This window comes from Deinococcus proteolyticus MRP (genome assembly GCF_000190555.1).
Lineage (GTDB): Bacteria > Deinococcota > Deinococci > Deinococcales > Deinococcaceae > Deinococcus > Deinococcus proteolyticus.
The window spans coordinates 144,682-170,000 of record NC_015161.1 but is presented as its reverse complement, the minus strand read 5'-3'; the positions used below and the strand labels follow the sequence as shown (position 1 = coordinate 170,000).

28 protein-coding genes (1 of these 28 running past the window's edge) are annotated in these 25,319 nt (G+C 65.5%); 14 read left to right on the top strand and 14 right to left on the bottom strand.

Annotation, left to right across the window (positions count from 1 at the left end):
• Positions 1–566: the final stretch of a sigma 54-interacting transcriptional regulator gene (locus tag DEIPR_RS00875; protein ID WP_013613944.1), read on the top strand. It extends 895 nt beyond the left edge of the window; 566 of the gene's 1,461 nt are visible here — the last part of the coding sequence; the start codon falls outside the window, past its left edge; the stop codon is at positions 564–566.
• 103 nt (positions 567–669) lie between these two features.
• Here DEIPR_RS00875 and DEIPR_RS00870 read toward each other — a convergent pair whose 3' ends face one another.
• The 5 genes from DEIPR_RS00870 to DEIPR_RS00850 form a co-directional block, all read right to left on the bottom strand.
• Entirely contained in the window at positions 670–1,992 is a 1,323-nt protein-coding gene (locus tag DEIPR_RS00870) for a cytochrome b (RefSeq protein WP_013613943.1), read from the bottom strand.
• Positions 1,993–1,994: 2 nt separating this feature from the next.
• Positions 1,995–2,651 carry a Rieske (2Fe-2S) protein gene (locus DEIPR_RS00865; protein ID WP_013613942.1) on the bottom strand — a complete coding sequence of 219 codons (657 nt, stop codon included), beginning with the start codon at positions 2,649–2,651 and terminating at the stop codon, positions 1,995–1,997.
• Between the two features lie 45 nt (positions 2,652–2,696).
• Positions 2,697–3,530 carry a cytochrome c gene (locus tag DEIPR_RS00860; protein WP_148231745.1) on the bottom strand — a complete coding sequence of 278 codons (834 nt, stop codon included), beginning with the start codon at positions 3,528–3,530 and terminating at the stop codon, positions 2,697–2,699.
• A gap of 315 nt (positions 3,531–3,845) precedes the next feature.
• Positions 3,846–4,121, bottom strand: a complete 276-nt coding sequence (locus tag DEIPR_RS00855) for a hypothetical protein (protein ID WP_326493040.1) — start codon at positions 4,119–4,121, stop codon at positions 3,846–3,848.
• On the bottom strand, positions 4,114–4,758 hold the full coding sequence (locus tag DEIPR_RS00850) for a response regulator transcription factor (protein ID WP_041221880.1): 645 nt from the start codon (positions 4,756–4,758) through the stop codon (positions 4,114–4,116). The genes DEIPR_RS00855 and DEIPR_RS00850 overlap by 8 nt, the downstream gene beginning before the upstream one ends.
• 287 nt (positions 4,759–5,045) lie before the next feature.
• On the opposite strand from DEIPR_RS00850, the gene DEIPR_RS00845 reads away from it, so the two are divergent.
• Positions 5,046–5,525 carry a hypothetical protein gene (locus DEIPR_RS00845; protein ID WP_148231744.1) on the top strand — a complete coding sequence of 160 codons (480 nt, stop codon included), beginning with the start codon at positions 5,046–5,048 and terminating at the stop codon, positions 5,523–5,525.
• A gap of 89 nt (positions 5,526–5,614) precedes the next feature.
• Positions 5,615–6,172, top strand: a complete 558-nt coding sequence (gene lspA, locus DEIPR_RS00840; protein WP_013613938.1) for a signal peptidase II — start codon at positions 5,615–5,617, stop codon at positions 6,170–6,172.
• Between the two features lie 21 nt (positions 6,173–6,193).
• Here lspA and thrB read toward each other — a convergent pair whose 3' ends face one another.
• A complete protein-coding gene (gene thrB, locus DEIPR_RS00835) occupies positions 6,194–7,108 on the bottom strand; it encodes a homoserine kinase (protein WP_013613937.1) in 915 nt (304 codons plus the stop codon).
• Between the two features lie 411 nt (positions 7,109–7,519).
• Between thrB and DEIPR_RS00830 the strand changes: the two genes are divergently transcribed.
• The 3 genes from DEIPR_RS00830 (at position 7,520) to DEIPR_RS00820 (ending at position 9,522) form a co-directional block, all read left to right on the top strand.
• Positions 7,520–7,789 (top strand): GlsB/YeaQ/YmgE family stress response membrane protein, encoded by a 270-nt coding sequence (locus DEIPR_RS00830; protein ID WP_013613936.1) that lies wholly within the window; start codon positions 7,520–7,522, stop codon positions 7,787–7,789.
• Positions 7,790–8,027: 238 nt separating this feature from the next.
• Positions 8,028–9,143 carry a glycosyltransferase family 2 protein gene (locus tag DEIPR_RS00825; protein ID WP_013613935.1) on the top strand — a complete coding sequence of 372 codons (1,116 nt, stop codon included), beginning with the start codon at positions 8,028–8,030 and terminating at the stop codon, positions 9,141–9,143.
• Positions 9,144–9,240: 97 nt separating this feature from the next.
• Positions 9,241–9,522, top strand: a complete 282-nt coding sequence (locus DEIPR_RS00820; protein ID WP_041221879.1) for a GntT/GntP/DsdX family permease — start codon at positions 9,241–9,243, stop codon at positions 9,520–9,522.
• 66 nt (positions 9,523–9,588) lie between these two features.
• On the opposite strand, the gene DEIPR_RS00815 is transcribed toward DEIPR_RS00820, so the two are convergent.
• Positions 9,589–10,062, bottom strand: a complete 474-nt coding sequence (locus DEIPR_RS00815; protein ID WP_041221878.1) for a PaaI family thioesterase — start codon at positions 10,060–10,062, stop codon at positions 9,589–9,591.
• Between the two features lie 246 nt (positions 10,063–10,308).
• Between DEIPR_RS00815 and DEIPR_RS00810 the strand changes: the two genes are divergently transcribed.
• Positions 10,309–11,712 (top strand): RtcB family protein, encoded by a 1,404-nt coding sequence (locus DEIPR_RS00810; RefSeq protein WP_013613933.1) that lies wholly within the window; start codon positions 10,309–10,311, stop codon positions 11,710–11,712.
• 135 nt (positions 11,713–11,847) lie between these two features.
• On the opposite strand, the gene DEIPR_RS00805 is transcribed toward DEIPR_RS00810, so the two are convergent.
• From DEIPR_RS00805 to DEIPR_RS00795, 3 genes are all read right to left on the bottom strand, one after another.
• Entirely contained in the window at positions 11,848–14,706 is a 2,859-nt protein-coding gene (locus DEIPR_RS00805) for a S8 family peptidase (protein ID WP_013613932.1), read from the bottom strand.
• A gap of 82 nt (positions 14,707–14,788) precedes the next feature.
• A complete protein-coding gene (locus DEIPR_RS00800) occupies positions 14,789–15,724 on the bottom strand; it encodes a P1 family peptidase (protein ID WP_013613931.1) in 936 nt (311 codons plus the stop codon).
• Positions 15,725–15,823: 99 nt separating this feature from the next.
• Positions 15,824–16,492, bottom strand: a complete 669-nt coding sequence (locus tag DEIPR_RS00795; protein WP_013613930.1) for a response regulator transcription factor — start codon at positions 16,490–16,492, stop codon at positions 15,824–15,826.
• Between the two features lie 215 nt (positions 16,493–16,707).
• On the opposite strand from DEIPR_RS00795, the gene DEIPR_RS00790 reads away from it, so the two are divergent.
• Positions 16,708–17,637, top strand: a complete 930-nt coding sequence (locus tag DEIPR_RS00790) for an alpha/beta fold hydrolase (protein ID WP_013613929.1) — start codon at positions 16,708–16,710, stop codon at positions 17,635–17,637.
• 22 nt (positions 17,638–17,659) lie between these two features.
• On the top strand, positions 17,660–17,947 hold the full coding sequence (locus DEIPR_RS00785; protein ID WP_013613928.1) for a hypothetical protein: 288 nt from the start codon (positions 17,660–17,662) through the stop codon (positions 17,945–17,947).
• Positions 17,948–18,031: 84 nt separating this feature from the next.
• On the opposite strand, the gene DEIPR_RS00780 is transcribed toward DEIPR_RS00785, so the two are convergent.
• On the bottom strand, positions 18,032–18,874 hold the full coding sequence (locus DEIPR_RS00780) for an alpha/beta fold hydrolase (RefSeq protein WP_013613927.1): 843 nt from the start codon (positions 18,872–18,874) through the stop codon (positions 18,032–18,034).
• Between the two features lie 132 nt (positions 18,875–19,006).
• Between DEIPR_RS00780 and DEIPR_RS00775 the strand changes: the two genes are divergently transcribed.
• The 3 genes from DEIPR_RS00775 to DEIPR_RS00765 all read left to right on the top strand — a co-directional run bounded on the left by DEIPR_RS00775 (position 19,007) and on the right by DEIPR_RS00765 (position 21,017).
• Positions 19,007–19,744: a YebC/PmpR family DNA-binding transcriptional regulator gene (locus DEIPR_RS00775; protein WP_013613926.1), complete on the top strand. Its 738-nt coding sequence runs from the start codon at positions 19,007–19,009 to the stop codon at positions 19,742–19,744.
• 15 nt (positions 19,745–19,759) lie between these two features.
• Positions 19,760–20,428: a trimeric intracellular cation channel family protein gene (locus tag DEIPR_RS00770; protein ID WP_013613925.1), complete on the top strand. Its 669-nt coding sequence runs from the start codon at positions 19,760–19,762 to the stop codon at positions 20,426–20,428.
• 220 nt (positions 20,429–20,648) lie between these two features.
• Positions 20,649–21,017 (top strand): hypothetical protein, encoded by a 369-nt coding sequence (locus tag DEIPR_RS00765; protein WP_013613924.1) that lies wholly within the window; start codon positions 20,649–20,651, stop codon positions 21,015–21,017.
• On the opposite strand, the gene DEIPR_RS14385 is transcribed toward DEIPR_RS00765, so the two are convergent.
• Positions 21,000–22,005 (bottom strand): IS630 family transposase gene (locus DEIPR_RS14385; RefSeq protein WP_218921233.1). Its coding sequence is split into 2 segments (ribosomal slippage): positions 21,000–21,536 and positions 21,538–22,005, totalling 1,005 coding nucleotides; the frame shifts between segments, so codons are not numbered across the junction. The genes DEIPR_RS00765 and DEIPR_RS14385 overlap by 18 nt on opposite strands.
• Before the next feature lie 61 nt (positions 22,006–22,066).
• Here DEIPR_RS14385 and DEIPR_RS00750 point away from each other — a divergent pair.
• Positions 22,067–22,519 carry a hypothetical protein gene (locus DEIPR_RS00750; RefSeq protein WP_013613921.1) on the top strand — a complete coding sequence of 151 codons (453 nt, stop codon included), beginning with the start codon at positions 22,067–22,069 and terminating at the stop codon, positions 22,517–22,519.
• A 58-nt stretch (positions 22,520–22,577) separates the two neighbouring features.
• The gene (gene trmH, locus DEIPR_RS00745; protein ID WP_013613920.1) at positions 22,578–23,243 is read left to right on the top strand and encodes a tRNA (guanosine(18)-2'-O)-methyltransferase TrmH; all 666 of its coding nucleotides are present in this window, start codon (positions 22,578–22,580) and stop codon (positions 23,241–23,243) included.
• 473 nt (positions 23,244–23,716) lie between these two features.
• On the opposite strand, the gene DEIPR_RS00735 is transcribed toward trmH, so the two are convergent.
• A complete protein-coding gene (locus DEIPR_RS00735; protein ID WP_041221876.1) occupies positions 23,717–23,926 on the bottom strand; it encodes a hypothetical protein in 210 nt (69 codons plus the stop codon).
• 101 nt (positions 23,927–24,027) lie between these two features.
• On the bottom strand, positions 24,028–25,257 hold the full coding sequence (locus DEIPR_RS00730) for a 2,3-bisphosphoglycerate-independent phosphoglycerate mutase (protein WP_013613919.1): 1,230 nt from the start codon (positions 25,255–25,257) through the stop codon (positions 24,028–24,030).
• Positions 25,258–25,319: the final 62 nt, after the last annotated feature.

Sequence of the window (25,319 nt, the reverse complement as noted above, 5' to 3'; positions counted from 1 at the left end):
TCGCTTTCCAGGCCCGTGAAGACGGCCGGATTGACCGGCTGAGCGGGGTCTCACAGCGCTTACCGATCAGCCTGATGGAGCTGGCCGCCGCCAACGCTGAACGCCGGTCTCTGGTTACAGGTGCGGCGCCGGTGGTCCGGGTCAGTGACATCTATGCTGGTCTGCCAGCTATTACCGGCAAGATGGAGCTGGAGTACGAAGGTGAGTTGAAAGGCGCGGAGAACGTGGCCAAAGAGCTGATCCGCAAGGCGGCCGGCGCCGTGTATGGACGCCGCTTCTCCAGCCTCAGCACCGCAGGGCTGGAAGAGTGGTTTGAGCAGGGCAACGTGTTCCGCTTTCCCCAGAGCGGCGCGGCCCAGGACATTGCCACCTCACTGGCTGAGGTGCCTGACCTGACCGACCTGACCAGTGCCGTAGCCGAAGGCACCGATGCCGAGCTGCAGGCCAGTGCAGCCGAGTTCGTGCTGGAAGGTCTGTACGGCCGTAAGAAGCTAAGCCGCGCCGAGGAACTCTACGCCGCACCTGAGCCTGAGCTTAAAGCGGGCCGGGGCGGACGCTGGAACTGAGGTAGCTCCTGCGAACGGGACCCGTTGCCACACTGACCGGTCACAGAAATGAGAAAAGCCGCCCCGGAGGGCGGCCTTCTTTTATGCTGCGGAAAGATACAGCTCAGTCGTCGTGACCGTAGGCCAGAGCGCGCTGCTGCTCGCGCTCATCGGCGGTGCGCAGGCGGCGGATGCCTGCCACGTAGGCCAGAGTCAGGGCGTAAGTGATGGCCGGAATCAAGAAGCTCAGGCCCCAGAGAATGGCGTTGGCCGAGGCGGAAGGCAGGTAGCCATTTGCCACCAGCTCACCCTTGTAGCCCGCCACCGACCACACGATCAACAAGGTGAGGAAGGCGATGCCGGCAGCCAGACGGTGTGGGAAGTTGGTGGGGTTCTCGGCGTAGTACATGTTGTCCTTGGCCCGGTCCAGCATGGGCACAGCGAACATCAGTCCGATGACCAACATGGGCAGCACCAGCGCACCGATGAACTCGGCGCTGAAGTGACCTCCCAGAATGTCGAAGCTAAGCGTGTTGGGGATAATCGCCAGCAGGCCGAAGACCCACAGCAGGTACCAGTCGGGCTTGATGCCCTCAATGGGCTGCGAGCTGGGGGGACCGTAGTGCTCAACCGGGTGAACCGGCACGTACGCACTGAACAGAATGACGATGGCCGCGAACAGCAACGCCAACATGATCATGATGGGGGTCTGCTGAGTAATCAGCGGTACACCCACGATCTTCTTGTAGGCGACGCGCTTGGCATACTGAGGCTGGGTGTGCTTCTGCTTGATCATGATCAGCATGTGCGCGGCCGTCAGCGCCAGCAGGATACCCGGCAGCAACATGATGTGGTAGCCGTAGAAGCGGGGGATGATGCCTTCGCCGGGGAAACGGCCCGCAAAGGCGAACTCGGCCAGCCAGGGACCGACCCAGGGCACCGAAGCGGTGATGGCGTAAATCACCTTGAGGGTGTTGTAGGCGTAGTTGTCGTAGGGCAGGGCGTAGCCGGTCACAGCAGTCAGGGCCGAGAAAATCAGCAGCAGCATGCCGATCCACCAGTTCAGCTCACGCGGCTTTTTGTAGGCTCCCGTGAAGTAGATACGCATCATGTGCAGCACAGCGGCGGCCACCATGATGTTGGCACACCAGTGGTGAATTCGGCGGAACATGTCACCGAACGGCATGGCATTGATCTTCAGAGCGGAGTGGTAGGCCGCTGGAATCAGGTTGGGCTTGTCAGGACTACCGGGGTCAAAGGAGTTCACCACCATTGCATTGCTGGGCTCGAAGGAGAGCGCCAGGATGATGCCGGTCAGAATCAGGATAATCAGGCTGAACAGCGTAATTTCCCCAATAAAGAAGGTGTGGTGGACCGGGAAGGCTTTGCGCAGGAACTTGTCGTTCAGGCGCGAAATGTGCAGGCGTTCATCTAACCACTGGTTCATATTCAGGCTCCCTTGGCCGCTTCCTTGGCGGCTTCCCAGCTGGCGTCCTCGGTGTAGGGATAAGGATGAGTCAGGAAGAAACCAGCTACCTTGATGTTGTCACCATCGGCCACAATTGGCAGCTGCGCCAGCTTGTGTGGAGGTGGGCCACCGACCACAATGCCGCCCTGCTTGGGGTCGTACTGACCGGAGTGACACGGACAGAACATGCCGGTACCGTCTTTGGCATCGGGCACCGGGCAACCAGCGTGCGTGCAGATATCGCTGTAGGCCACCACCTGACCGTCAATAGCCGCCTCGACATTGGCTTCTCCGCCCAGTTCACCGCTGGCAAACTTGTACAGTGCCAGCAGGTTATTGGGCTCGCCCTTGCGGATAATCTGGTTGCCGTCCGCGTCGGTGCCCATCGGCCAGGCCGTCACCTGGGTGTCGCTCAGGTCAGCCATGGTGATGGGAACGCCTTCTTTGGCCTCGTCCGCATGGACCAGAATGTCACCTTCCATCGGCGGCTTCTTGTCTTCGGTCAGGCGGAACACCGGGTGGGCGCCGCCCAGCGTGCCCAGCAGGCTGACGACGCCTACCGTAGCGGTCGTGCCCATCGCCATGTTGATAAAGCGCCGGCGGGTAAGTTCAGGATCATTGAGCTTGTATCGGGTCATTTCATCTCTCCTACAAATGCGGCAGGCCGCAGCCCACCGCAGCACTTACCAGGGGAATTCTCCGCTGGCATCCTCGACCAGCACTTCGCCGTCCATGAAGTACTTCTTGTACAGACCCACGGCCAGCGCCAGGCTCAGGACCAGCAGCCCGGCCCAGAGGCCTTCACGGGAGACATTGGGGCTCACGCCCGCGCTCCAGGCCGCGTAATCGGCCATCATCTGACGGGCGAACAGCACACTGAACAGCAGGCTGGACGCCAGGGTCAGCACCATCATCAGCATGGCGACGGGGGTGGCACGCACCTTGTGAATACCAGGCTTAAGCTCGGCGCCTTCAGCCCAGTACGAGTACAGACCGACCAGACCGTAGGTCAGCAGCAGCATGGCGAACGACAGGAAGAAGATTTCCGGCAGAGCGATGCCTTCAGGCACCATGCGGCCGCGCTCCTTGAGCACTTCGGGGTCAATCTCGCCGGCGCCTTCAGCCAGCAGTGCAGGGCTCAGAGGCTCGGGAATGGTGTTGCCCCAGGAGTGCAGCACATAGTTGGCGACGGCGTAGATTTCGTTCTCCTGCAGGACACCTTCAAAGGCAGGCATTCCACCTTTGCCCTTGTGGATGATGTTGTAGGCGTAGGCCGGGTCGCCGGTAATGTTGGTGTTGCCGGCCAGCGCGGGGCCAGCACCACCTTCGCCCGCTGCACCGTGGCAGCCTGCACAGTTGCCCTCGTACAGCGTGGGGCCTATCTCGGGCCACTCGGTTTCAATACTCGCCATGACGGCGGGGTCTACCTCCACCGGCTCGGGGGCGGTGGCGGTGTTAAACAAAAAGAGTGTGATGACCCCGAACAGGGCCGCAAAAAAGATGGCGACCAGGGGCATTACAGCGTCATTTCTCTCCACGTTACTTCTCCTCGGATTTAGGCTTGGGCCACTGGACCTGGCAGAGCAGCGCGGGAAACCAGGGCAGGCCAGCGTTGTTCACCCTGCGATTGTAGTGCAGAAGATGCGGCTTAACATATCACGCAGCTTCTTCACGACCGACCGAAAAGTAAGGTTCAGAGCAAGGTTTGGAACGCGGCAGTTCTGCCTGATAAGGGTAAGGAAAAACGGAGCCGCAAATGTCCCTGCCCGTCAGTCTGGCCAGCAGTCGGGCGGGCCAGCCAGAAGGATCAGTTGGGGGGATCGGTCAGGGAGTCAGTCGGGCCAGTTCAGGCCGCCGAGCGCCGCGAAAGGGTGCGGAGCGTCTACCGGCCGTAAGGTGCAAAAGGGCGCCGCCCCCTCAGGCTCGACCTGGTGCGGGCAGGACGGGCACTCGGGGAATGCCTGCTCGGTGTAGGCCAGGTCCGGCTCGGCCGAGACAATGGCCCACTCGCGTCCACAGCCTGCCCGGTAAACCTGCTCGGCGGGCGGTGTCGGGCGACCACCCACACCGCTGCGGCCAGCGGGGCGGGCAGCGCGGCGCCTACTCAAGGGGAGCGATTCCTTCGCGGATGGCGTAAAGCGCGGCCTGGGTGCGGTTGTTCAGCTGCAACTTGGTGAAAATCTCGCTGAGGCGGTTGCGCACCGTCTTCTCGGAGATGTCCAGGCGCAGCGCGATGTCCTGATTGGAAAACCCCTGCGCCAGCAGCTTGAGAATCATCGTCTCGCGCTCATTGAGGTCGTTGTGCTTCTCCTGGGGCAGCTCCTCGCGCTTGTCGCGGAAATCGTCCAGCACGTTCTGGGCCATGTCGGGGTTGAGCAGCGCCTCACCGGCGGCCACCCGGCGAATCGCGTCCAGCAGGGCAGAGCTGTCCGCATCCTTGAGCACGTATCCCCGGGCGCCAGCCTTGACCGCCTCGAACACATAGCGGTCCTGGCGGTACATGGTAATCATGATGACCTTGGCACTGGGGTCAATTTCCAGGATGTTCTGGGTGGCCTTGACGCCGTCCAGTTCGGGCATCTGGATATCCATCAGGATGACGTCCGGGTGGGTATCGGCGGCAAACCGCAGCGCCTCACGGCCGTTGGCGGCTTCTCCAATCACGCGCATACCCTCGCTTTCCAGCAGGCTACGTAGCCCTTGTCGGAACAGCGCGTGATCATCCACCAACAGCACACGAATCATATGGAGCCCAGTGTAGCCCGCCATATGCAGGTGAACTGCAACTTCAGGCCGCCAGGGTTCCGGATGGTCTAGAGCAGTGCTCAGCATGACGCATCTGCTGGATAAGCGCTGACCGCCTTTCCACTTTTCGCCCTACTCTCATGTGCTGAAGCCGCTCCGTTTGTGAGGAAGTGACTCGTTCACCTGCGGATGTCTGCGGCTCATCTTCCGCTCATTCGCACAGCTCCGCCCGCTATAGTGCTGGCTGGATGACCTGGTTCGACGCACTTCTGATTACACTCCTCGGCATGCTGAGTGCCCTGGGCCTGCGGCTTGGTCTGGGCGGACTGGTCTGGGGGGGGCTGTGCCTGCTGACTGCGTACGCCGTCAACCGACTCGGCGGCTCGCTGGGCCTGTGGAGCCTGCTGATGTTGGCCCTGCTACTGGGTATAGGCGCTACCCTGTTGGCACAGCTGGTACAGCGCCTGACCGCCCGGCCCTACCGCTCGCCGCCGCTGTGGTCGTCGGCCGCCGGGCTGCTGGGCGGGACCACGCTGGGCCTGACGGTGGCCGCAGCGTTCGCGCTGGCGTTCCCGCTCAGTCCACGGGTGGACGCTGCGGGAGTGCGCTACGTGTACCCGTCACCGGAAATGGCGCCGGCACTGCGCGCGGCGGTAGACCGCTCGCTGCTCAAAAGCAGCCTGATGCCCCTATGGGAAGAGTCGTCGGGCTGGCAGACCCTGCTGCTGCCCGATTTGCCGGACCTGAAGGGCGCGCGCCAGCCCTAAAGCCGGGTCAGCACCCATCAGCGCTAGCCAGTACAGGCCCCTATCAGAAACGACGTCAGGCGCCGCACCCGCTTGCCTATACTGCACGAATGCGCTCCGCTGCTCCCGCCTCCGCTCACCGCCGCTGGCCGCTGTGGTTTCCCCTCCTGCTCGCCGCGCTGCTGATTGTGGCCGACCAGTTGCTCAAGTCCTGGGCACTGAACAACTTGGTGTATCAGGCGCCGCCCGTGCCGGTGATTCCGCTGCTGCTGGACTGGGTACTGACCTTCAACACCGGCGCGGCCTGGAGCATGTTCTCGAACTCGGCGCTGCCCCTGGCGGCCCTGCGGCTGCTGGTGGGCCTGGGCCTGCTGGGCTATCTGGTGCTGCGCCCCCAGGCCCGGCACCTGAGTACAGTGCTGACGATGATTGCGGCCGGGGCTATCGGCAACGCCATAGACGGCCTGACCAAGGGCCAGGTCACCGACATGATTCACATGCCACTGCTTTCCAGCGTGACCAACGCCTTGGGAGTGGGGGACTTCCCGATTTTCAACCTGGCGGACGTGTATGTGGTGCTGGGCACGCTGACCCTGCTGCTGCTGAGCCTGCGAGAAGACCGCCGCGCCCAGCAGGCGGCCCCGGCCGAGCCACACGGACCGGCCTGAGCCTCTTTTCTCCTTGCTCGCTCAACCGCCGAATATGCCCGTGACCGATGCCCCGGCGCGGTCCAGCGGCAGGTCCAGCAGCTGACCGCTCAGGCCCTCTTCGGCCATCACCTGCCGCAAGAAGGCGTGCAGCGCCTCCGTGCTCTGCGCCGTGTCATGCAGGCACAGCACCGCAGGCCCGGCCCCACTGAGAGCCGCTCCCAGAGCGCCGTGGTCGCCAGCACCGGCCAGGATGTTCTCCAGACCCGGCACCAGCGGAGCGCGGTAAGGCTGGTGCAGCCGGTCCTGCATGGCACCGGCCAGCAGGTCCAGGCGGCCGGACAACAGGGCAGCGGTGGTCAGCGCAGCGTGCGAGGCCGTGAAGACAGCGTCCGCCCGCGAGTAGTGCTGCGGCATGACACGGCGGGCCTCGGCTGTACTCAGCTCGAAGTCGGGAATCAGGACGGTCGCGCCCAGGTTGGCTGGCGGCTCAATGCGCAGGGGCTGGGCTCGCTGCCCGTCGAAGGTGGCGACCACGATGCCGCCCAGCAGCGCCGGAGCCACATTGTCCGGGTGGCCTTCGGTACGGCTGGCCAGGTCCAGCAGTTCAGGGCGGCTGAGCGGTTCATCCAGCACAGCGTTGGCCGCGAGTAGGGCGGCCACCAGGGCGGCGGCGCTGCTGCCCAGGCCCCGGGCCAGCGGAATTTCACTTTCTATTTCCAGGTGCAGTGGGGGCAGGGGCCGGCCCACCTCCTGCGCCAGCGCGACCATGCCGCGGTAGACATAGTTGCTCTCGTCGGCCGGAGTGCCGGCCAGCACGGCGCCCTGCGGCACCACGGTCAGCTGCGGCGCCGGGCGAAGGCGCAGGGTGGTGTAGAGCGGCAGGCTCAGGCCCAGACAGTCGAAGCCAGGGCCGAGGTTGGCGCTGGAAGCCGGCACACGGACTTCTAAGGTCACACCGGGCCTCCGGGCACGCCCGGCAAAGAGCCGGACCGGGCGCTGGACGGACAGGCACCAGACAAACCAGCACTGGACAGGCCGGTATTGGCCGGAAAGGAGAGTGACGGACCGGCGAAATCCATTGGCATACCGCAGATTAGACCACTCGTCCCCGGCGCAGCCCTGCAAGTCGCTCCAGCTGGGGTCTAGACTCCCGCGCCGCCAGAGACAGAAGCGGACAGGGCCGGCCGCTGCCGAATCTGACGCGCCCGTCAGCTGAGCTTTAGCCTAGGCTCAACCCAGTTTAGGCAAGCCTTGAGAACGTGAAATTGGTTACGCTTCTTGGGACAGCTGTCCCGCATCTTGGCATCGACTGCGAATCCGTCTGAGATTCATCACACTCAACTCATCACTCTTTGGAGGAACAATATGTCCTGGATTATCACTCTGCTCGTAGGTGCCCTGTGCGGCTGGCTGGCCAGCATGATCATGAAAACCGATGCCCAGCAAGGCGCCATCGCCAACATCCTGATCGGTATCGTGGGCGCCATGCTGGCGCAGGCCGTGTTCGGCAACATGCTGGGTATTGGCGGCGCCGACGTGGCCGGCACTGGCTTCAACATCTGGAGCGTCCTGTGGGGCGTGGTGGGCAGCGTCGTCCTGATTGCCATCCTCAAGGCCCTGCGCGTTCTGCGCTAAGCGGCTTTCCATTCGGGCCCGGCTTCGGCCGGGTTTTTTTGGGTGTCAGTGCATGACCGCTGGCCCAGAGAAGTGCGCGGGCAGGTCTGGAGTCTCACGCAACCGTCCGAAAGTATGATGGTTCCCTTATAGGGATGAGGCATACTGCAGGCAAGATGCTGCGCTGCACTACAGATTGCCCGATGGTTCCTTGGCCGCTCCACACCTGCCTGCTTCTGGAGACGTTGGGGCAGCCGCAATGAAGCGGCGCGGCTCAGCTTCCCTGGCCGAGAGCCTGCTGATCGGTATGACCCTGGGATATACCGTTTACCGGGCCGTGACCCTGGCGGTCAATGCCACGGCTTTTCCCCGGCTGGACCGGCCCCACGCTCCGGTCCGCCGGCGGCCCCGCGTCTCGCTGCTGACTCCGGCCCGTGACGAGGCCCACAACGTGCCCAAGCTGCTGCGCGGCCTGCTGGCTCAGGGTGCCGACGAGGTCATTTTGCTGGACGATAGCAGCAGCGACGGCACCGGCGACCTGGCCCGCGAGCTGTGTGCAGGGACGCCGGGGGCACGGGTCATCAGCGGAACGCCGCTGCCCGAAGGCTGGGCCGGCAAGAACTGGGCGTGCCAGCAACTGGCGCAGGCGGCCACTGGAGAAGTGCTAATTTTCGTGGACGCCGATGTGGAGTGGCACCCCGGCGCCCTGGACGCACTGCTGGCTGAACTGGAGCGCTCCGGCGCGGACCTACTGAGCTGCTGGCCCCGGCAGAACGTAGGCAGCGCCGGCGAGCGGCTGGTGACCCCCCTGATTGATATGTACCTGCTCTCACTGCTGCCCTATCCAGCCATGCGCCTGCCGCTGGTGGCGACCGCTACAGCAGTGGGGCAGGTGATGGTCTTCCGCCGCGCCAGCTACGACGCGGTGGGCGGCCACAGCCTGGTGCAGGGCGATGTGCTGGAAGACGTGCTGTTCGCCAAGCGGCTCAAGGCTCGGGGCTACCGGGTGATGGGTGTGCTGGGCGGCGAGCGCATCGGCGTGCGGATGTATCAGGATTACGAGACCTCGGTGAACGGGTATGCCAAGAGCTGGCTGCCGGTCCACGGCAATTCGCGCCTGCTGCTGAGTATCGCTCTGGCCGGGCAGTTCTGCGTGTACACCTTGCCCTGGCTACTGGACTTTCCCGGCGCCCGGGTCCTGCGCGCCGCCGGCTTGGTAGAGCGCTCGGCGGTCGCCTGGGTGGCTGGCCGCCGCCGACCCGCCGACCTGACCGAAGGCCTGCTGGGGCCGCTGGGGCCGCTCCTGATGCTGCCTATCTACCGCAAGGCGATGCGTAAAAAGGTGAAGTGGAAAGGCCGGGTCTACCAGCAGTAATTCGCCAGGAGCGCGGAGCAGCGCTTCCCTCCCGGAAGCCCGACTGAACTCAGGGCCGACGGAAAAACCCGGCCCCAGCTGCCCATGATTTCGCCGGGTGGCCCAGGGTTCGGCCACTGTGGCGCTGATGACCGCCGCCGCGCTGATTCAGCCCGCTGTAGCTGCCGGCAACTACAGCCCGGCGCAGATTGCCGCTATCGTGCTGGCCACTGCTGCTGGCTCGGTCATCGCCTCACATGTGAACGACTCCGGCTTCTGGCTGGTGGGCCGCCTGATGAACATGGACGTGCCCACCACCCTACGTACCTGGACGGTCATGGAAACATTGATCGGGGTAATCGGCTTTGTTTTTGCAGCGCTGCTGTTCTTCGTGCTGTAGCGGCGGGGAGCAGCATAGTGGTCCTGGAATGCGCTCCGGGGCCTTTTTTTTGCCTCCGGCGGCCTGCTACAGCCGGATCACGTTGCAGGTGCAGCGGGCCAGGGTGGTGGTCTTGCCGCGCTCGTCCTGAATCTCGATTTCCCAGACCATCACGCTGCGGCCCCGGTAGGCCAGCCGCGCCGTGCCGGTGACCAGGCCGCCGGTCACGCCGCGCACATGGGTGCCGCTGAGGTCCACGCCCACCGCCACTTCGCGCCGCACATCCAGGTTGATCCAGCTGCCGATGCTGGCCAGCTCTTCGGCCAGGGCCAGGCTGGCCCCACCGTGCAGGCGGCCCGCCGGCTGGCGGTTGCCCTCCACCGGCATGGTGGCGGTCAGCTCCTGGCGGGTCGCCCGCAGCATCCGGATGCCCAGCTTGCCTCCCAGCGTGCCGCTCAGGCCCTCGCCGCCGGGGCCGTTGAGGCGCTCGGCCAGCGCTTCGGGCGAGAGGGCCTCGAATTCCTCGGGGGTGGGCAGGTCAATATCAGGGTGCAGGGTCATACTGCGGAGCATAGCTGAGCCTGAAGACACTGGGGCTGACACGGAAAGCGTGAAGGCCGCTAGGCCACTGCGCTTATGACACGCGCCACCCGTGCTGACACACTGAAGAAGACGTCCGGCCGGCTGGTCAGCCGGGCACTGCACTGTTTCGCCCCAATGATTCGCCCCACTGAACCACGACAGCTTGCCCCGCCGCTTCACCACGCGGCGAGGTCAACCACCACACTGGAAAGCAGGACACCGATCTTGAACGGAAAATACATCACCAAACTGGGCTTCGAGAACCGCGCTGTGGGCCTGGCGCAGCAAGCAGCCCGCGTGCGCGAGGGAGCGGGCCTTGGCCGCACCGAGATTCTGGACGAACTGCGCACCGTGCAGGCCGCGCCGGAGCGTTTCACACAGGGTGGCGTGTACGCCGAGCTGGCCGCCGAGCTGCTCACCCAGCGGGCGGCGCTAAAGCAGGCGACTTCAGCCGCCCTGCGTGGGGAACCTCTCCCCTACGGCGTCTGGGGTGCGGAGCTGATTGACGCCGGAGCCACCGAGCAGATGGACGTGGCGATGCGGCTGCCCATCTCCCGCGCCGGAGCGCTGATGCCCGACGCCCACATCGGCTACGGCCTGCCCATCGGCGGGGTGCTGGCCACCGAGAATGCCGTGATTCCCTACGGCGTGGGCGTGGACATCGGCTGCTCCATGATGCTGAGCGTGCTGCCGATACCGGCCGGTAGTCTGGGGCGCGACGAGGCCCGCAAGCTGCTGCTCAAGCACACCCGCTTTGGCGCCGGCGTGGGCTTCGAGAAGCGCGAGCGCATGGACCACGAGGTGATGCACGAGAAAGCCTGGCAGGACCAGGGCATCTTGAAGTTCCTGCATGCCAAGGCGGCCGAGCAAATCGGCACCTCGGGCAGCGGCAACCACTTCGTGGAATTCGGAGAGCTGAAGGTGGCCGGCGGCGAACTGGGCCTGGAAGCGGGCGAATATCTGGCCGTGCTAAGTCACTCCGGATCACGTGGCTTCGGGGCGCAGGTGGCGGGGCACTTTACCAAACTGGCCGAGTCCCGCCACAAGCGGCTGGACCCCGCTGCCCGCCGGCTGGCGTGGCTGGGCCTGGACACCGAAGAAGGCCAAGCCTACTGGCAGGCGATGAACCTGGCGGGCCGCTACGCGCTGGCGAACCACGACCAGATTCATGCCCGCCTCAGCCGGGCGCTGGGCGAGCGGCCACTGGCACAGGTCAGCAACAGCCACAACCTCGCCTGGAAACAGCAGGTGAACGGCCAGGAGCTGATCGTGCACCGCAAGGGCGCCACCCCCGCCGAAGCCGGCCGCCTGGGCCTGATTCCCGGCAGCATGGCCGACCCGAGCTTCGTGGTGCGCGGCCTGGGCAACCCGGAGTCGCTCAGCAGCTCCAGCCACGGCGCAGGCCGGCAGCTGGGCCGCAAGGCCGCCGAGCGCAGCGTGAGTAAGGACGAGATGCAGGGCTACCTGCGTGAGCGCGGCGTAACCCTGATCGGCGGTGGCCGCGACGAGGCTCCGCAGGCCTACAAGCGGATTGAGGACGTGCTGGCCCGCCAAACGGACCTGGTGGAAGTGGTAGCCGAGTTTACCCCCCGCGTGGTGCGGATGGACACCGGCAACCAGGACATCTGAAGACGGAAAGCAGGGCCAGACTCTGCTGACCCTGTCCTCTGAAACCCGGCAATCCGCCGACCAAGCGCAGCCGCTGCCCTTTTTCCGAGCAGCGGCTGCGTTAGGTTCCGGCCTGTCGTGGGCCGGCGTACAGACTTACTGCATCAGCCAAGCAAACAGCGTGACGGTCAGCGTGTTGCGGTCCTGGGGGGACAGCCCTTCGAGACCGAAGCCCAGGTTGGCCGTCTTGAAGCTGCCGGGGTTGAACAGCACGACAGCGCCGTTGCCGGCCGACTGGGCGCGCACTGCGGCTCCGGCCTTGGCCTGAGCACGGCGGCGGTCGGTGTCGCGGGGCAGGCTCTGGGCGTTCACCTGAGCATTCCAGGTGCCGGCCAGGGCCGCGCCACGGGTGGGGGCCAGCACGTCGGGGTACAGCTGGTTGCCAGCGCTACCCGCCGCGTTCAGGCGGTAGCCGGCGGCGCTCAGGGGAGCGGCCGTGTTCAGGGCCGGCGCACCGCTGGAGTCGCGCACGAAAGCGCTGCCCAGGAACTGGTCGTAAAAGGCCGTGCGGCCGATGTCGTAGCCGATGTCCTGACCGGTCAGCAGCAGACGGCCACCGCCCTGCAGGTAACGGGCCAGATTCTGCTGGTCCTGGGCAGTCAGGGTGTTCGTGTAGCTGTCGCCGGTGGCCCACACCACGATGTCGGCGCGCTGCATCTGCGAGAGCGGCACCGGGCCCTGGCGGGTGTCCCACAGCAGCGCTCCGCCGCTGACCGCGTTGGCCCGGATGGCGTCACGCAAGAAGGCGGTCACATCATTGCGGCTGCCCATGTCGTCATCTACCAGCAGCACGCGGGGCTTGGCTGCGGTGCCCGGCTGGGTAGGGGCAGGCTGGGCGGGTGCCGGCTGAGTAGGGGCGGGCTGGGTAGGGGCGGGCGCAGGGGTTCCCGGCAGGTTCTTGATAAAGCAGCCCTTGCGCTGGCCGGGAGCCGGGTCGGCACCCCACTCCTGCACGCTGCACATGAAGCCGTCGGTGCCGACCCCGTTCAGGTAACGTCCTGCCGTGCCGAAGTACGCCTCACGTACACCGCTGAAGTCGCACTTGGAACCTTCCAGCGCACACAGGGTGAAGCCGGCCGGGCCAGTCGGAGCCGGCGCAGTGGGGGCCGGCGTAGTAGGAGCCGGTGCAGGAGTGGGAGTAGGCGCGGGGGCCGGGGTAGGGGCAGGTGCCGGGGCCGGAGCCGGCGCAGGTGCGCCCACCGTCGTCACGCTCAGGGTCAGGGTGCGGGTGCGGGTGCGGGTGGGGGCGTCCACACTGGTGGCGGTGACGGTGATGGGCTGAAGGCCGTCCGCAGCCGAGGCATTGGTCACCGTGATGACGCCGCCGCTCAGGCTGGTCTGCAGGCCGGCGGGCGCATTGATGGCGATGTTGGCCGGAATGTTCGTCCACAGCTGCACGGCACGAGACTGCCCACGGCTCAGCATGAATTCGCCGGGCGTGGCACTGAAGGCCAGTTCGGGCGCAGGGGTGGGAGCCGGCGCAGGGGTAGGAGCAGGCGTGGGGGTGGGAGCAGGTGTGGGGGTGGGAGCAGGTGTAGGGGCTGGGGTAGGTACCGGCGTGGGGGTAGGAGCCGGAGCGGGGGCAGGAGTAGGAGCCGGCGCAGGCGCGGGCTGATTCAGGTTCACCCCCAGGCGGCCCAGAGCACCGGGGACGCTGATCTGGCCGAAGCCTACGTTGTTGTTCTTGGCGCCGGCGTTGCTGGCACTGCTGTACAGGGCGTTCTTGACGGCGTCTACGGTGCTGCCGGGTTTGGCCTGCAGCATCAGGGCCACAGCTCCAGCCGCAATGGGGCTGGCCTGTGAGGAGCCGCTCATCGCCCCGTAGCCACCGCCGGGGAAGGCACTGGTAATGGTCACGCCGGGCGCGGCGATGTCGGGCTTGGTGACCTGCACGTTCTGGCCATTGATGTTCCAGATGGCGGGGCCACGGCTGCTGAAGGTCGCCACCTGACCGCTGGCGTCTACCGCGCCTACGCCGATGGCTTCGGGCAGGTTGCCGGGGCTGCCGGTGGTGCCGGCGGTGGGGCCATAGTTGCCGATGGCGAACACCGGCACGATACCGGCATTCAGCATATTGGTCACTGGCACGCGGAATTCGTTCCAGCTGCCGGGAATCCCCAGGCTCATGTTGACCACCTGCGCGCCGTCGTTGGTGGCGGCGTTGTTGTCGGGGTCAATGACGTACTGCATACCGGCAATCACCTGCGCGAAGGTGCCCTCGTTGTTCGGCAGCACCAGGGCGCTGATGACCTTGGCGTCCGGGGCCACACCTACGGTGTTGCCCACCAGCAGGCCGGCGGTGTGGGTGCCGTGGTTGGTGGTGTCGCGGGGTACAGCGCCGCTCACGCGGTTGCCTTCGGCATCGAACTCGGCAAAAGCGGCCAGCTTGCCGCTCAGCTCGGGGTGCGAAGCGTCAATCCCGCTGTCCAGGTGCCCGATACGGATGCCCGAGCCCTTGAATCCGGCGGCCCAGGCCTGCGGCGCTCCAATCTGCTGCAGGTGGGCTGGGGTGCCGGCGGGCGCGGCGGCCGTACTCAGGGCCACGGCGCGGGGCACCTCCACCTGGAAGTTCTCGAACACTTCCTTGACGTTGGGCAGCGCAGCCAGCGCCAGCGCCTGACGGGGAGTCAGCGGCAGGTACACGCTCTGGTCCAGCCACAGCTCAGTGCCGGCGCCGCTACGCAGGGCCTGGTTCAGCAGCGCGGCCGACGGCCCCAGGCGGCTGAGGTTCTGTGCCAGCTGGGAGCGCAGCTGCCCCAGGTTCTGGCGGCCACGGGCCGTGTTGGAGAACTCGAAGCGCACAATCACGCCGACAGGTTGCTGGTCGCCGGCCTGCAGTTTCTTTTGCAGGCCCGGCGACAGCTTGAAAGTCTGCGCTTCGGCCTGAGTGCCCAGGCCGAGCGACAGGCTGACACCCAGCGCCAGGGCCAGAGAGGTCAAACGGAAAGGTTTCATACCTTTTAGCCTACGGGCCGGAACTGTTCTCCCCCTGACCCCTGCGTGAGCAAACCTTCAGAGACGGTCAGGCGGGCGTCAGTCAGGGAACTGTGGAGGTTCGGCCCTGCGGCCCGGCCTCGGCTGCCAGGCGCACGGCTTGCCGGACCGCCGCGCACACCGCCCGCGCCGTCAGGTCGGTGAGGCGCAGCGGGTCGGCGGCAGGCCGAGTGCCGCTGCTCAGGACGAACGCCGCGTCGCCGTCCCAGCCGGTATGACTGGGAGAAATCACCCGTGCCAGCGCCGCGCACGCTGCGTCGGCCAAGCGGCGGCATTCGGCCTTGGTAAGCGCGTGCTCGGTGGCAACCGCCAGCAGCGTGGTGTTCTGTACCGCCGTGGCCGGAGCCTGGGGCTGAGGGAGGGGCCCCGGCGGCTGACCCAGCGGCTGCCCACGTTCATCCAGCACGTCGCCCACCGGATTGACCACCGCCAGCACGCCCACCCCGACTCCAGCCTCTTCCAGAAAGACGCTGCCCAGGCCCCCGGGCCGGGTGGCGGCCGGACCGCGCCACTTGCTCACCGTGGCCCCGGTGCCGGCCCCCACCGCGCCGCAGGACACCGGAGCGCTGCTGGCCGCCTGGAGCGCCGCCAGGCCCGACTCCGCCGTGGGCCGCGCCTGAGGGTCACCGCTGCCCAGGTCGTAGATGACGGCTGCCGGCACGATAGGCACCCGCGCAAACCCCGTTTCTACCCCCCGGCCCTGGGTTTCCAGCCCACGCATCAGCCCGTCGGCGGCGGCCAGACCGAAGGCGCTGCCCCCCGTCAGCAGCAGGGCGTGGACCCGCTCCACTGCCTTTTCGGGGGCCAGCAGCACGCCCTCGCGGGTGCCGGGGCTGGGGCCCAGAAAACTGGCCGACGCCACTGCCCCTTCCGGTGGGCAAAGGACGACGGTGCAGCCGGTGAGGCCCACCGGATCGGTCCAGTGCCCCACCTGAAAGCTCGGCAGCGCCGTGAGGGTGGCATTGGCAGTGAGGGTCATGGGTGCAGTCTAGGCGGGATGACCGGGCTGCAGGAAACCGCTGCCCAAAAGACCGGGCCCATGCCAGATGGAACATGGGCCCGTGCCATCAGGGGCAGCTCAGGGCGTCTTGAGAGCGTAGCCGATACCGCGCACCGTGCGAATCAGGCCGTAGCCGTCCAGGTCGCGCAGCTTGGAGCGCATGTTGGCCATGTGGACATCCACCACGTTGGAGTTGCTGGGCAGGTCGCCACTCCACACCTCGCGCTCGATTTCGGCGCGGGAATAGACCCGGCCCGGCTGCCGCGCCAGGAACGTGAGTAGGTCGAACTCGCGGGGCGAGAGCCGCACCTCGTGACCCTTGAAGTAGCACAGCCGCTTCTGGGGATGAATTTCCAGGTCGCCCACCCGGATCACGTCGCCGTGCTGCTGGTGGCGCAGCTGCACCTTGACGCGGGCGACCAGTTCCTCGGGGTAGAAAGGCTTGGTCATGTAGTCGTCGGCGCCGGCTTCCAGCAGCGCCACCTTGCGGTCCAGTGCGTCCATCGCGGTCAGGATGATGATGGGCATGGAGCTGTTCTTGCGCAGGCGGCGGGTTACCTCGGCGCCGTCCAGGTCAGGCAGGCCCAGGTCCAAAATGACCAGATCGGGGTGCTCCTCGCGGGCCAGTGTCAGTCCACTGATGCCGTCGGGCGCGGTCAGCGCCTCGTAGCCGGCCTGCTCCAGTTCATACTGCACCACCCGGCTGATATCCGGGTTATCCTCGATGACCAAAATCCGCTGCTCCATGTACTCCTTACCTTTCCGGCCCTGGCTCACCGGCCGTCAGCTTTATTCATGAAAATGTGAAATAAGTCTAGCCAGAGACCCTGCGGGGGAATCACGGTTACTTTTAGGCTCTCTTTATGCTGGAGAATTGTCAGAATAGCTGCTTACGGCCCGCAGCGCCAACCGAAAGTTGCCTGGCGGGTCCGGCCGGCGCAGCGCTGCTCTAGACTGCCGCCATGACCGACCTGTTCGCAGATTCCGCCCTGAACGGAGAGACGGCCTTCCTGAACGGCGCCGAGCTTTACTTCGCCTACCAGCCCGCCGATTCAGAGCGGCCCACACTGGTGTTCCTGCACGGCGGCCCCGGCTACAACAGCTTTTCTTTTCAGGAGCTGTTCGGCGAGCGGCTGCAGGAGGCCGGCTGGCCCGCTGTGTACCTCGACCAGCGCGGCTGCGGCCGCAGCGCCCCCCTGGCCGAGACCGAGCAGGGCGAAGACGCGCTGGACCTTGACACGCTGGTCGGGGACGTGGAGGCCCTGCGCGCTCACCTGAACCTGGACCGTATCGTGCCGCTGGGCCACGGCTTCGGCGCCCTGATTGCGCTGGAGTATGCACGGCGCTACCCGCAGCACACGGCGCGGGTCGTGGCAGTCAGCCCGTGGGTCCACTTTCCGCAGCTGGCACTCACCCTGCTGGCCGAGGCGAGTGCCCTGAAAGGTCAGCCTCTGAACGACCCGGCAGACGAACTGCGTGCCCAGACCCCGGAAGGCGAGTACCCAGCGGTGGGCGCAGCCCGCGTGCAAGCCGCGTTCGACCTGCTGAACGCCCGCGACCTGCTGAACGCGCTGCAATTCCCGGACCCGCAGGCCCGCATGCAGCTGGAATTCGTGGACGCCGAAGGCCAGCTGACCGGCCGCGCCGAGGTGGGCGAGGCGCTGGTGTACCAGGGACTCTGGGAGTTCGAGTATCCCCCCTTCTTGCAGGAAATCACCCGGCCCATCTTCGTGATCGCGGGGGTGCACGACCGCAGCTCGTACCCCGAGCAGACCGACTGGTTGGAGGATTTGGGCGGTGCCGACGTGACCGTACTGGACACCGGACATTACCCCTGGCTGGATGATGAGGACGCCTTTGCGGGAGCGTTGCAGGAAGCCCTGACCCGCTAAGGCGCCGGGCTATGCTGGCCGCATGACCAAGCGCGACGCCACCGAACGCCCGGCCGAGCAGGGTGGGCTTCCCAACGAGTACACCCCTGGCCGCGCCGAGGCCGCTGCACAGGACCGCCCAGCCCAGGGACTGGACAGCGGCGAACTGCTGATCAGCGGGGTCAACACCGGCCCGGCGCGTGAAGAGCGCGGCAGCCTCTCTCCGACCGAGGAACGCGCCCGCCTGACCCTGCGCCCCGAGGGAGAAGACCCCACCTACCGGGAAAACCCGGAAGCCGACCCGGACGCCCTGGCTGACCGCGGCGACTGACGGCCTGCAGCGACAAACACTGAAGTGCACAGGGCCGGCGCCAGCTTTCACAGCGGCGCCGGCCCTGTCTGTTCTGCCACCTCGCTAGGCCAGGAACTCGGTCAGCAGGTTGCTCACGCGCACCGGCTCGTCGCGCATCAGCCAGTGGGTGGCGTCCGGGAAGCGCACCACCCGCAGGTCCGGCACCCACTCCTCCAACCCTTCGCTCAGCTCGGGCACCAGCGCCACGTCCTGCATGCCCCACAGCAGCAGCGTGGGCGCCTGCACCCGTGCCCCCTCCACATTGCCGAAGCGGACCAGAGCGCGGTAGTAGTGAATCATGGCGCTGGCCGCACCGGGCTGTGACCAGGCCGCCTGATACCCCGTCAGGTCCGCCGCGCTGAAACTGCCGGGTCGGCCGTGCAGGGCGTACCGCCCCAGCAACGGCAACAGCTGTTCAGGCAACCAGGGTAGCTGAAAAAAAGCCACATACCATGACCGCCGCTTTTGCTCGGCGCGGCGCAGTTCACGCCGGAAGGCTGCCGGGTGCGGCGCATTGAGCACGGCCAGACGGTCCACCACCTCGGGGCTGCGAATCGCCAGCGCCCAGGCGATGATGCCGCCCCAGTCGTGCCCCACCACGTGGGCGCGGGTGTAGCCCAGGCTGTGAATCAGGGCCACCACGTCGTCCAGCAGGGTGTCTATCCGGTAGGCCTGCACACCAGCGGGCCGGTCGCTGAGGTGATAGCCGCGCAGGTCCGGGGCCACCACGCGGAACCCGGCGCGGGCCAGCGGGCCGATTTGCTTTTTCCAGGCGCGGCTGTCTTCGGGAAAGCCGTGCAGCAGCAGCACGGGTGGGCCGCTTTCCGGCCCAGCTTCCAGGCAGTGCAGCCGGATACCGTTCACATGGCGCAGGCGGTCGGTCCAGGGCGGGGTGCGGGGGCTCATGGACCCATTGTGCGCCCGGCCTGCCTGCGCAGACAGCAACCTGTGACCAGCGCCAGCCGCGTTACAATGGGCCGCGTCCCGCAGGCGCCGCTCATGCCGCGCGTGCGATGTCATCAAGGAGCGAACTGAACAATGGCAGGTCACAACAAATGGTCTCAGATCAAGCGAAAAAAGGGCGCCAACGACAAGAAGCGCAGCGCCATCATCTCCAAGCACCTGCGCGCCATCACGGCGGCGGTGCGTTCGGGGGGCAGTGACGACCCCAGCGGCAACCTGGCCCTGAAAAACGCCATCGCGGCGGCCAAGTCCGACACGGTGCCGGTGGACAACATCAACAACGCCATCAAGCGGGCGGCGGGCGGCGCGGATTCCGGGCAGGATTTCAAGGAAGTCACCTACGAGGGCTACGGCCCCGGCGGCACTGCCATTTTTATCGAGGCGCTGACCGACAACGTGAACCGCACCGTGGCCGACGTGCGCGCCGTGTTCAACAAGCGCGGCGGCTCTCTAGGCAACTCGGGCAGCGTGGCGTGGCAGTTCGAGAAAAAGGGCGTGATTCTGCTGCCCGATGCCAGCGAAGCGGCGCAGGAAGCCGCCATCGAGTACGGCGCCGAGGACCTTCAGGTGTCCGAGGACGGCCTGGAAATCACCACCGACCCCACCGAGCTGTACGCGGTGCAAGACGGCCTGGCCTCGGCGGGCTTTACCACCGAGAACGCCTCGCTGAGCCGCATTCCCAGCAACACGGTGGCCGTGAGCAGCGAAGACGCCGGCAAGCTGCTGCGTATCGTGGACGCCCTGGAAGAACTGGACGACGTGCAGAACGTGTTCACCAACGCCGAGTGGCCCGACGACCTGGACCTGGGCTGAGTCCCGGCGGTTGCTGTGCCCCTGCCTGAACTGCTGCACCTCCCCGGCGAACCCCTGACCGGGGTGCAGTCTGGGCTGCGGGCCTTCGACTTGCTGGGCACCCTGGCTTTTGCGATGTCGGGAGCGCTGCTGGCTGTCCGCAAGCGCTTCGATATGTTCGGCGTGCTGGTGCTGGGCGCCGTGACAGCCGTGGGCGGCGGCGCGGTGCGCGACACCCTGACCGGCCAGACCCCGCCCCTGTTTCTGCGCGACGAGCTGTACGCCTGGCTGGCACTGGGCGGCGGGCTGCTGGCCTTCGCGTTCGGGGAGCGGCTGGCCCGCTTCGAGCGCACCATTCAGGTGTTCGATTCCATCGGTCTGGCGGTGTTCGCCTCGTCCGGGGCACTGGGCGCACTGGCGCTGGGGCTGGGGCCGCTGGGCGTGACCTTTGCCGGCATGCTGAGCGGCGTGGGCGGCGGAATTATCCGCGACCTGATCGCCAACGAGGTGCCGGAAGTGATGTACCGCCGCGACCAGCTGTACGCCACCGCCGCCGCGCTGGGGGCCGCCACCGTGTACCTGAGCGTGCCCCACCTGGGGGTGCTGGGCGGGCAACTGGCCGGAATTGCCGCCGTGCTGCTGCTGCGCGTCATCTCGCGCCAGGGCTGGGTGCAATTGCCGGTACGGCGCTTGCCGGGCGAGTAGATGCCGGGGAGACAGCATACCCACAACCTTCATGCAAAGTGGCGGGCCTGCCCGGATTCCTCCCGAAGTTGGCCCGCGCTTGGCCTCTGCTGCGCCTGGTATTGCCAGGTAAATGACTCACCCGGTCAGAGGGTCAGAGCAAACTCCGCCACTGGACCAAGATGAGATGAGGTGAAGGCGCGGTCAGCCTGAGCCGCAGCCCGCCGCCTAGACTGTGGCCATGCGAAAAATTGCTGCTTTTGGGGCCGCCTTGCTGCTGTCCAGTGCTTCGGCTCAGGTGATGGGCCAAGCACTTTCCCTGCCACAGACCGGCATCTGCGAAGTGTTCGGCTGCAAGAACCTGAAGACCGTGCAAGTCACGCCCCGGATCAAGTACGTGGCCGGTGAGCGTCAGGAACTGACCCCGGAGCTGGGCGGCAGCGCCTTTGGGATGTATGTGGACGGACGACTGGCGATGCTGGGGTGGCAGGAAGGAGACAATTTTGACACCCTCAATCCGAAATTTGGTGACCTCAACCGGCTGGCCAAACTGTTTACGGGTGTGGGCGCGCCACCTGCCCTCAAAACGGGACTATTGATAGCGGCGTAAGTTGGCGTCCATAAGCTGACGGGGCAGGTGAATATAGCGGACCCGCTGCCAGGCGGTGACAAGCCTCTTTTTCAGCGCTCTGATGGAGTGGGCACAAAAGTTCCCCAACACATTGCGCTTGACGTAGGCCCACACCAACTCGATCGGGTTCAACTCTGGAGCATACGGAGGCAGAAAGATCAGAGAGAGGCGTTCGTGGGAACCCACGAACGCCTGGGTTACTTTCGCGTGATGAATTTTCGCATTGTCCAGCACCACGACGATGTTCCCCTGAACTTGGCGCAGGATGTGCCCAAAGAATCGGATGACCTCTCCACTGCGGATCGCTCCGGATGTTGTGTGCTGGAAGAATCGTCCATCTGAAGTGATCGCCCCAATCGTCGAAAGCTTCTCCCAGTTCGCTCTGAGCGTGACCAGGGGCGTCACGCCCCTGGGGGACCACGTTCGCCTTCGCACGCCTTTCAACGAGAATCCGACCTCATCCAGATAGATGATTGTGGCTCCCTCAGCGACCTTTTTTTTCCAACTCCGGGAGCACCTGTTCCCGCCAGGATGCAATCCGAAGTTCGCTCCGCTCAGCAGCCCGCCCATCTGGCATCTGTGGGCTGAACCCCAACTTTCGTAGGATTTTACGGACGTGATCATGGTGGTACCACACCTCGAAGTGCCGCCCGATCAGCTCTGCCACACGTTTTGTCGTCCAAGTTTCGTCAGGAAACCCATGCTGCAGAGCACCCTCCCGCAGGAGGGTGCGAAGCTGGTCGTGCTGAGACTCAGTCAGCCGAGCAGGACGACCAGAGCTGACCGTCGCTTGCAAGCTTCCCTTCTTTCTGAGCCGAGCACTCCAAGAAGTCACCGTGAGCACGGAGACGCCGAAGTGAGCAGCGATTTCGCGGTGTGTGTGGCTGCCTTGCTGCAGCCACTCGGTAGCAGCCAGACGCCGCTCCTCAAGTTGGGCACGAGAATATTGGTTCGGTTGCCATTCCACGGTCCCTAGAGTTTAGCAGCGCATACTTACGCCGCTATCAATAGGTGAAGTCGGCCTCCCCATGCAGGGCAACTATCTGGTCCGGGGAGCTGTCATGCACAGCTTTATCGGCGGTGGTCTGAGAACCGTAGCAGTCACCGATCAGCGGCACTATGCCCTGCTGCGAAATCTGGTCGGGCGCAACGACGCCGCCGCTGCCCAGGCGATCATTGAGCGGGGCCTGCGAGCATCCGGGCTGAGCTACCAGAAGGTCGGCGGCGGCTACCGCATCTCCCCCACCACAGCGACGACCGCGGGCCAGCTGGACCGGGTGTTTGCCGCGCAAAACTTACGCAAGTGCACAATCTGTGACCGGCACTTCCTGCGGTACTTCCTGCCCGCCTTTTCAGGGACGCAAATTGACGTGAATGCTTACGTAGCCAAAGGACAGACGCTGCAAATGGGCGACCGCATTGACCGGGGAGGCATCGCCTATATGGACATGACCATAGAGAAACTGCCCAGCTGGAAATAGGAGGCTGAGGGGCGGGCAACCGGGTCATGCGCCCCCCAGCCCCGTATGCTGTGGGGTGATGACGCCCGAACGTTACGCCAAAATTCTGCGCGTGCTGCGCCTGCGCCAGCCCACCCTCAGCGTCCTGATGGACGAGGTCAACAAGCCACACAACCTCAGCGCGATTCTGCGGACCTGCGACGCGGTAGGCGCGATGACCGCCCACGCCGTGCCGCCGCAGAGCATGAGCCTGGGGTCGTTCCGCTCCCGCATCTTCGAGGCCAGCTCCGGCAGTGCCCACAAGTGGGTCAGCGTGCAGCAGCATGCCTCGGCACTGGAGGCCATCCGCACGCTACAGGGGCAGGGCGTGCAGGTGCTGGCGACCCACCTCTCGCAGCGCTCGGTGGACTACCGCGAGCCCGACTACACCCGTCCCACCTGCGTGCTGCTGGGCGCCGAGAAGTTCGGCGTGAGTGACGTTGCCGCCGAAGCCGCCGACGCCAACATCGTCATTCCCATGATGGGTATGGTGCAGAGCCTGAACGTATCGGTAGCCGCTGCCACCATCCTGTTCGAGGCGCAGCGCCAGCGGCTGGAAGCCGGGATGTATGCCCAGCCGCAGCTGAGCGACGAGGAACTGCGCCGCATGGCTTTTCGCTGGGCCTACCCTGACCTGGCCGAGAAATACGACGAGCAAGGCGTAGAATACCCACCGCTGGATGAGCAGGGGCAAATCATCGGCTGAGAGAGCATCCCAATGGACCAGGTTTTACTCAATAAAGTCAAAGCTTCGCTGCCTTTCCTCCTCATCCTGCTGCCGGTAACGTTTTACCTTGCCCCCTACATGGGAGCGAAACGCCTACACATCAGTCGGGAGAGTGTCGGAGAAGCCTGACCCTTCACTTTCGACAAAGGCACCCTATCTTGCCTCAAGCCAAAGCTGCTGATAGTGACCGACACGAAAGCGAAGGTGACCTACGCTCTCAACTGGCACACCCTCTTGATGGCCCCGAATCAGAGATGGAGATCCGTGGAGGAGGGCTTGTTGCCGTCTGCGTCTATGCCCGCGCCCGAGCAGGGCTTGCGACTGATTCAGGAACAGGCAATGTCACTTTGTACCTGTTCCATGATCGACTTTCGCCCTCAGTGCTGACAGCAACTCGCCCTCCAACCTCTAGTCTCAGCCCAATCAGTGCGCCCCGGCTCCCAGCTCAAAGGTCAGCGTGGCGTAGGCCGCCAGATTCTGGCACTCGCTGGCCTCGGGGTAGGCAGTTTTGTGAATTTGACTTTCCAGAATCCCTGGCGCAGTGGCAGAAGTTCTACTTTGCCCTCGGCATCGGTCAGCTTGGGAAAGGCCTGGGCTTCGGCGGCGTGTCCCACTTCCTTGTAGGAGGTGTCGAAGCCGGCAAAGCTGGCTGTAACGGTCACCGCCCCAGCCTAGCCCAGTTTTCGATTTTGGTAAAGTATTATCATTTAAGCGCCGGTAAAAGGGCAGACTGGGTGGCCTGCCCTCTCCCCCGCCAGCCGCCTTACGCCCCGTACTTTTCCAGCTTCAGGGCGTTTGCCATCAGCAGCGGCATCAGGGCGGTGCCGGGGCGCAGGCCCAGGCTGCCCTTGACGGCCTCGGTCTCGGTGAAGCGCTCGGCGGCGTCGCTGCGGCCGTACTTGCTGTGAATCAGCACCGGGACCGGGTGCCAGGAGTGGCTGGCCAGCCGGGAAGGGGTGGAGTGGTCGCCCACCACGCACAGCACATCGGGGTTCAGGTCCAGAATCTGCGGCAGGACGCTGTCGAACAGCTCAATTTTGCCAACTTTGGCGTCGAAGTTGCCGTCCTCGCCGGTAGAGTCGGTCTTCTTGACGTGAAAGAAGAAGAAATCGTAGTTGTCCCACTCGCGGCGCAGGGCGTCCAGCTTGCCTTCTGGCGCGTCTTCCACGCTGTCCACGTCCAGCACGTTCATTCCCACCAGGCTGGCGAGGCCCTTGTACATCGGGTAGCCCGCGATGCAGGCGGCACTCAGCTTGTAGACATCGCTGAACTGCGGGAAGTGCGGCACGTCCGAATAGCCCCGGAACAGCACCCCGTTGACCTGCGGCTCGGCGCTCAGGGTGGCCTCAGCACGCTTCACGAATTCGTTGACCAGATTGGCCGTCTTCTGGCTGGCCTCGTCGCCGGCCTGGGCGTCGCGGGGCGGCACGCCGGTGACCTGTGGGTCCACATCGCTGATGTGGGCGCCCAGCGGCGTGGACCCGGCGCGGAACACCACCACGAAGCGGTGCTCGGACTCGGTATAGATTTCGACCGGGGTGGAGTCAATTTCGTGGATAGCGGCGCGCAGCTTCGCCACGATTTCCTCGTTCTTTTCGGTGGTGGGGCGCCCGGCGCGGCGGTCCAGCACGGTGCGGCCCTCACCCAGGGTGGCAAAGTTGCCGCGCACCGCCACGTCGCCGGCATTCAGTTTCACGCCGATGCCCACGGCACTCAGGGCGCCGCGTCCGACCGTGTAGGTCAGGGGGTCGTAGCCGAACAGACTCAGGTGGCCAGGTCCACTGCCCGGGGTGATGCCGGGGCCGACCAATTCCAGCTGGCCCAGCTGGCTCTGCGCGGCCAGAGCGTCCAGAAAGGGGGTCTTGGCCGCTTCCAGCTCGGTGGGGCCGCCCGGGGACATCGGCAGGCCGCCCACGCCGTCCAGCACCACCAGCACGATTTTGCTGTCGGTCTTTTTCGAAAGGCCGCTGATTACCGGAATCAGGTCTGTCATGCCTTCCACTGTAGCGCCGCAGGGTCAGGTGGAAGCCTGGGGCCTGGCTGCGGCACGGCTAC